A 6,823-nucleotide genomic window follows, 5' to 3' on the forward strand; every position below is an offset into this window, starting at 1 on the left:
ATATTTTTTCGTGTAGTTTTGTCAAGTTTTTGTCTTGTCCTTTCATAGTTTTTACTTTGCTTTTGCTTTCTTGATAATGATTTTTGTATAATTTTAATTCTTTTTTCTGTTTTTCTTAACCATTTTGGATTTTCTACCTTTGTTCCATCAGATAAAATAGCAAATTCTTTAATTCCTAAATCTATACCTACTTTTTTATCTATTTTAGGTAATTCTTTAATTTCTTCTTCTACAAGTATAGAAGCATAATATTTGCCTGTTGGTGTTTTTGATATAGTTACGGATTTAATTCTTCCTTCAAATTGTCTGTGTTGTTTTATTTTTATTTTTGTCTTTAACTTTGGAACTTTTAGATAACTACCTTCAAGTGTTACTGTCCCATTTTGATTATTTGTAGTATAAGACTGGTAACCTTTCTTTTTCTTGAATTTTGGAAAGGCTGTTTTTTTATCTCTAAAGAAATTTTTATATGCTTTTTCTAAATTAAGTTGTGCGTTGGAAAGTGCAAGACTATCTACTTCTTTTAGAAAAGAATATTCTTTTTTATATTGTGCAGGTGTATTGTTTAGCATTTCCCCTGTTTTTTTATAGTATTCTATTTTGTCATGTAACATTTTGTTGTATATAAATCTTACACAACCAAATACTTTAGCAAAATATTCTTCTTGTTCTTTTGTTGGATATATCCTGTATTTATAAGCCTTTAGCAAAATTACACCTCCTTCCTGTAATACTGATTATATCATAAAAAAGAATTTATCAATCAACATTCATCACCCACTTATAGAAGTGGGCGACTTCTGTTACTCTTTAGTTAAATAAAAAACTTAGGGTAAAGCCCCTAAGTTTTCACCTTGCAAACTGGCTGTTATATAATTCAGCATAGAATCCACCCTTTGCTAGGAGTTCTTGGTGAGTTCCCTGCTCTATTATGGTTCCATGATTCATAACAAGTATAAGATCTGCATCCCTTATTGTTGATAATCTATGGGCTATTACAAAGCTTGTTCTGCCCTTCATAAGATTTGCCATTGCCCTTTGAATTAAAACCTCCGTTCTTGTATCTACGTTGCTAGTAGCCTCATCAAGTATTAAAATTTCAGGATCAGCTAAAAACGCCCTCGCAATAGTTAAAAGTTGTTTTTGTCCCTGAGAGATATTTGACGCTTCTTCATTAATAACTGTATTGTAACCATCAGGCAGCGTCCTTATAAAGTGGTCCGCATGGGCTGCCTTTGCTGCTCTAATTATTTCTTCATCCGTAGCTCCTTCCTTACCGTAGGCTATATTATCCTTTATTGTCCCACTAAACAGCCATGTATCCTGTAAAACCATGCCAAACATTTTCCTTAAATCTTCACGTTTCATGTCTCTTATATCTACTCCATCAACAGTTATCCTTCCGCCCTTTACATCATAAAATCTCATTAGAAGGTTTACAAGAGTAGTTTTCCCTGCACCAGTTGGTCCTACTATCGCAATCATTTGTCCTGGTTTTACATGAATATTAATATCTTCCATTAAAGGCTGGTCATCCTTGTAGCTGAACTTTACATGTTCAAATTTAACCTCTCCCTTTGGATTTTCAATAACCATTGGATTTTCCTTGTCTGGCACTTCTTCAGGCTCATCTAATACTTCAAAAACACGTTCTGCAGATGCTACTGTTGATTGAATAATATTAGCTATATTTGCAGTTTGAACTATCGGTTGAGTAAACTGTCTCATATATTGGATAAAAGCCTGAATATCTCCAATTTGAATCTTTCTTTTTGCAACAAAAATTCCACCTACAACGCAGATTAAAACATAACCAACATTATTTACAAAGTTAAGGGCAGGCATTATAAAACCTGACATAAACTGCGCCTTCCAACCAACCTCATAAAGTCTTTCGTTTATTTCCTTAAATGTTTCTATGGAATCTTCTTCTCGTCCAAAGGCCTTAACAATCTTATGCCCTGTAAACATCTCCTCAACATGCCCATTAAGTTCACCTATTATCTTTTGCTGCTGCGCAAAATACTTTTGTGATTTCTTTGCGATTACAGCAGTCAATATCCCAGATGCTGGCAAAGTAAAGAGGGCAATCAAAGTCATTATAGGGCTTATAGAAATCATCATTACTAATATTCCAATTATAGTTACAACTGAAGTTATAAGCTGGGTTAAACTCTGTTGAAGAGTTGTCGCTATATTATCCATATCATTTGTAACACGGCTTAAAATCTCTCCATGGGTTCGTGAGTCAAAATATTTTAAAGGCAACCGATCAAGTTTATCCTTAACCTCAGAGCGCATCTTAAAAACCATTTCCTGCGATACGCTTGACATTATATAAGCCATTAAAAAGTTAAAACTTGCACTTATTATATAAAGTCCTATCAAAATAAGCAGAATTCTTCCGATATAATCATAATCTATACTTGGAATTGGTGAATTTTTGAGCTTTGCTATAACCTGTGGCGGCATCTTTTTTTGGATAGCCATCTGTATTTGAATTATTCGCATATATCTTGCAAGTATTCCCTCACCAAGCTTTGTCGTTGCCTTCCCCATTATCTTAGGTCCAACTATGTTAAAAACTGTGCTTAGGACGGCAAGGATAAATACAGCAATAAACTTAATTTTTTGGGGTTTCATATATTCAACAAGCCTTTTTACTGTTCCTTTGAAGTCCTTTGCCTTTTCAACCGGTCTTCCCATGGCCGGTCCCATAGGTCCCCTGGGGCCAGCAGGTCTATTGATACTTCTTCTCTCGCTCATGCTATCTCCTCCTCACTTAGCTGGGAAGACACAATTTCACGATATACTTCACAGGTTTTTAAAAGTTCCCTATGTTTTCCTATCCCAACTATCCTTCCTTCATCTAAAACTATAATCTTATCTGCGTCCATAATCGTTGCGACTCTTTGTGCCACAATAAGAACAGTTGAATTTGTAGTTTCCTTTTTAAGGGCTAATCTTAATTTAGCATCTGTTTTAAAGTCTAAAGCAGAAAAACTATCATCAAAAATATATATCTTAGGCTTTTTAACTATGGCCCTTGCTATTGAAAGACGCTGCTTTTGACCTCCTGATAAATTCGTTCCACCTTGTGAAACTAAAGAATTAAAGCCATCCTTCATTTCATTGATAAATTCTATAGCTTGGGCAATTTCTGCTGCATGTCTTACTTCTTCATCTGTAGCATCTTCCTTACCGTATCTTATATTATCAGCTATAGTTCCAGAAAATAAAACTGCATTTTGTGGGACGTAGCCTATAAATGATCTTAATTCTTTTTGCTCTAGTTCCCTTATATCGACTCCGTCAATTAAAATGTTACCTCTATCTACATCATAAAAACGCATAATAAGATTCAATATTGTAGATTTACCTGAGCCTGTTCCCCCTATTATTGCAGTAACCTCCCCTGGCTTTGCTTCAAAGGAGATATCTTCGATAGCCGGGGTTTCAGCTCCTGGATAACTGAAGGTAACATTTTTAAATTCTATATGCCCTTTAAATTCATCGACTTTTTTAGGATCCTTAGGATCAATTATTTCAGGTTCGATCTCAAAAATTTCATTAATTCTTTCTGCAGAAGCTTGAGCCCTTGGAATCATAACAAACATAATAGATACCATTATTATTGAAAATAAAATCTGCATTGCATATTGTAAAAAGGCCATCATATCGCCTATTTGAAGTCTATTTTCGCCTATCCTTTTGCTAGCAAACCAAATTATGGATATGCTTGTAAAGTTCATAAGAAGGATCATAATAGGCTGCATTACAGCCATTATTTTATTTACCTTTATTGCAGTATCAGTAAGGTCCCTATTTGCGTCATAAAATCTTTTTCTTTCTGTATCAATCCTATTAAATGCCCTTATTACTCTAATACCAATTAAATTTTCCCTTAATATCTGATTTACTTTATCGAGTTTCTTTTGAAGGGATTTAAAAAGAGGAATAACTTTAGCTGCAATCAAGACAATTGTTGCAACAAATAGCGGCAAAATGCCTCCTAATACTAATGTCAAATACCTATCCTTTGAATAAGCCATTATTATTCCACCTATACACATTATAGGTGCATAAATAATAAATCTCATCATCATTACAAGAACCATTTGAACTTGATTTATATCATTGGTTGTCCTTGTTATCATGGAGGCTGTTCCTATCTTGTCAAATTCATGAAGTGAAAACCTTTCTGCTCTGGTAAAAATATTGTCACGGAGAATTTTACCAAATCCAACTGCAACCCTTGCAGAAAGAAAGGCCCCAACGATTGAACTTAATGAACTTAATCCTGCAACTAAAAGCATGTAGCCTCCACGCCTCCATATATAGGCGGTATCACCCTTCATCATTCCATTATTAACGATATCAGACATTAACGTTGGAAGATAAAGTTCAGCTATTGCCTGAACAAACATAAAGCCAATAACAGCAATAACAAGCCACCTAAATTTTTTAAGAAACCTAAAAAGTTTAATCATGTGCATCAACTCCAAATCATTCTAACTTGTTAAAAACACTTTTCATCTCTTCGAATATCTCATTTAATCTATCAACGTCTTTATCATCAAGGTTTTCTAATTTTTGAAAAATAGCTTTTTTAGTTTTTTCTCTACAATCATTTATAAAAAGCTTACCCTTATCGGTAATTTTAAGTAAAATTATTCTTCTATCCTTTGGATCATATGCCCTTTCAATAAGTCCATCTTCAATCAATTTATCAGCAATAGAAGTTAAATTAGACTTTGGAATCATCATTTTTTCACTATAAAAGCTCATCGGCTTTTCATCATGATTTTCTATTAAATATAATAGCCATAGTTGTTGCTTTGTTACTCCTGGCAAGGTAATGCCCTTCATAAGCTTTTTATAAAACATCGGCAAAAATGTTTGCAAATACTCAGCCAACCTTTCCCTACTCACTATGCCACCTCCATTGTAGGATTAATTCATCTTTAAATAGTTATATTTTATAACTATTATAAAGTGTAACATAATAAGTAAAAAAAGCAAGAAAAAAATATTCGGAAAAACGAATCAAAAAAGGCCTAAACATTAGGCCTTTTTTGAAAATCCGTCAGGATGGTTTTTATGCCAATTATATGCCGTTTTTATTATTTCCTTTATATCAGTATATTTTGGTTTCCAGCCAAGTTCTTTTTTAATCTTTTCTGAACTTGCAATAAGAACAGCAGGGTCCCCAGGTCGGCGACCTACTATTTCTCTTTTAATCGGATGCCCTACTGCTTCTTCTGCTGCATCGATTATCTCTTTAACCGAAAAACCTACGCCATTTCCTAGGTTAAAAACATCTGATTCATGACCTTCATATAATGCCTTTAGGGCTAAGTAATGGGCATAGGCAAGATCATTAACATGGATATAGTCTCTGATGCAAGTTCCATCCTTTGTCGGATAATCATCGCCAAATACCTTTATGCTATCCCTCTTCCCTAATGCAGCCTGCAATACCAATGGGATTAAATGGCTCTCTGGATTATGGTCTTCTCCAATATCTCCTTCTTCATCTGCACCACATGCGTTAAAATATCTTAAGGCGATATATTTAAGGCCATAACTTCTTGAATAATCCTCCATTGCCCCTTCCATAATAAGTTTTGTCCTTCCATAAACATTGGTAGGATTTTTAGGAAGGTCTTCAGTTATAGGAACCCTTTCAGGCTCACCATAAACTGCTGCAGTTGAAGAAAATACAAGCCTTTTAACATTACAATCCAGCATAACTTCAAGAAGATTTAATGTCCCTTCAACATTGTTTTTGTAATACATCATGGGCTTTTCCATAGATTCACCTACAAGGCTATAAGCTGCAAAATGAATGACAGAGTCTATATTATATCTTTTTATGGTATCCCTTAAAAGTTCGCTATCAAAGATGTCTCCCTTTACAAAAATATCACATTTTACAGCTTCTTCATGCCCTTTTACAAGATTATCATAGGCAACAACATTAATCCCCATCCTATGGAGCATCTTTACGGTGTGGGAACCTATATAACCTGCTCCACCAGTAACTAAAATGTTCATTTAAACTCCCCCTATCATAGAAAACCTTTTCTATTTGTATTATACTAAAAAAAATAGATAAATAAAAGATAAAAACTCGCTACCATAATTATAATATTAACAAAATAACAATGTGAACTACCCCCACTTATAGAAGTGGTGGCTTCGTGGTCAAGGTAACTTCTGTTACCAGATTACCCACGCTCAAAGGGCTGTTCCTTCCCCATATATACCAATCACATGGCTAATTTTAGCAAATTCTTGCTTGCATTTATATCTCTATCATGAACTGCACCACACTTTGGACATTTCCATTCTCTCAATGCTAAATTCTTTACATCAGAATTTTTATATCCACATTCACCATAGTGTAAAATTATTGTAGGACGAAAAAGACAAAAAATTTAAAAGAGACAACCCCTGTGATAAAATAAAAGTGAAAAAAAACACACAAACCAATAAGGGGGTGTCTCTTTTGAATAATATTATACAACAACATTTAATAAATTTCACTACTAAATTAATAAAAAATGTTGAAGAAACTATATCAAAAGAATGGGATTTAACAAAACTTGTTGATGTAGTTAAAAAAATGACTGATGAATTAGGAGCAAACATAATAAAGGACTTTTTAGAAGAATTAGATAAAACGATTAAAGAAGATGAAAAAAGGAAAAAGGGATGGGTAGTAGAAAGGAAAGACAAGAAAAAGATTGTAACAATGCTAGGCGAAATAGAATATGCAAGAACGTATTACAAATCTAAGAAGAATGGGGAATATAGATAT

At 33.7% G+C, this 6,823-nt stretch carries 5 protein-coding genes and 2 pseudogenes; 1 reads left to right on the forward strand and 6 read right to left on the reverse strand.

The annotated features are described in order from the left end of the window. The 6 genes and pseudogenes from CAAU_RS11525 to CAAU_RS14385 form a co-directional block, all read right to left on the reverse strand. Positions 1 to 710 (reverse strand): annotated as a pseudogene (locus CAAU_RS11525) (RNA-guided endonuclease TnpB family protein); the annotation flags it as partial. A gap of 139 nt (positions 711 to 849) precedes the next feature. Then, positions 850 to 2,766 (reverse strand): ABC transporter ATP-binding protein, encoded by a 1,917-nt coding sequence (locus tag CAAU_RS11530; RefSeq protein ID WP_008909615.1) that lies wholly within the window; start codon positions 2,764 to 2,766, stop codon positions 850 to 852. Then, positions 2,763 to 4,490: an ABC transporter ATP-binding protein gene (locus CAAU_RS11535; protein ID WP_008909616.1), complete on the reverse strand. Its 1,728-nt coding sequence runs from the start codon at positions 4,488 to 4,490 to the stop codon at positions 2,763 to 2,765. Before CAAU_RS11535 ends, CAAU_RS11530 begins: the two co-directional genes overlap by 4 nt. A gap of 16 nt (positions 4,491 to 4,506) precedes the next feature. Beyond that, positions 4,507 to 4,932 carry a MarR family winged helix-turn-helix transcriptional regulator gene (locus tag CAAU_RS11540; protein ID WP_008909617.1) on the reverse strand — a complete coding sequence of 142 codons (426 nt, stop codon included), beginning with the start codon at positions 4,930 to 4,932 and terminating at the stop codon, positions 4,507 to 4,509. A 132-nt stretch (positions 4,933 to 5,064) separates the two neighbouring features. Continuing rightward, positions 5,065 to 6,057 carry a UDP-glucose 4-epimerase GalE gene (gene galE / locus CAAU_RS11545; protein WP_008909618.1) on the reverse strand — a complete coding sequence of 331 codons (993 nt, stop codon included), beginning with the start codon at positions 6,055 to 6,057 and terminating at the stop codon, positions 5,065 to 5,067. A 215-nt stretch (positions 6,058 to 6,272) separates the two neighbouring features. Further along, a pseudogene (locus CAAU_RS14385) lies at positions 6,273 to 6,398 on the reverse strand (zinc ribbon domain-containing protein); the annotation flags it as partial. 113 nt (positions 6,399 to 6,511) lie between these two features. Here CAAU_RS14385 and CAAU_RS11550 point away from each other — a divergent pair. Continuing rightward, a partial coding sequence (locus CAAU_RS11550) for a UPF0236 family transposase-like protein (RefSeq protein ID WP_192811220.1) occupies positions 6,512 to 6,823 on the forward strand: 312 nt, incomplete at its 3' end.

The organism is Caloramator australicus RC3 (assembly GCF_000297115.1).
In the GTDB taxonomy this organism is placed as follows: domain Bacteria; phylum Bacillota; class Clostridia; order Clostridiales; family Caloramatoraceae; genus Caloramator; species Caloramator australicus.